The organism is Bradyrhizobium cosmicum (genome assembly GCF_032290525.1).
Taxonomy (GTDB): Bacteria; Pseudomonadota; Alphaproteobacteria; order Rhizobiales; family Xanthobacteraceae; genus Bradyrhizobium; species Bradyrhizobium cosmicum_A.
The window spans coordinates 1-263 of sequence record NZ_JASXTA010000303.1; the positions used below are offsets into that span (position 1 = coordinate 1).

The window sequence follows — 263 nt, forward strand, 5'->3', positions numbered from 1 at the left end:
TAAAAATAGTGTTCGAGAAAGATGCCTGCAAGATGGTTTGGGGGGCACCGATATTGATGTGGGGAGTTTGAATTGGAACTATGTACAAGCTGCAAGGTAGCATTATTGTTGATGGGTGCAACAGTTCTGTGGTTCTTGAAAGTGGAGCAGAAAATCTAGTGGTCTCTAGAGAGAAGACCATGTTGTGGCATCAAAGGCTTGGACATATTGGAGAGAAGGGCCTTCAAATACTTCATGGTAAAGGTATGCTAGAAGGTATGAGT

The 263-nt window shown here is 43.0% G+C and carries 1 protein-coding gene; it reads left to right on the forward strand.

Annotated features, from left to right (window positions below; genetic code table 11):
- Positions 1-80: 80 nt before the first annotated feature.
- Positions 81-263, forward strand: a 183-nt coding sequence (locus tag QSV46_RS40045) for a GAG-pre-integrase domain-containing protein (protein ID WP_314964149.1), incomplete at its 3' end; no start/stop codon positions are given.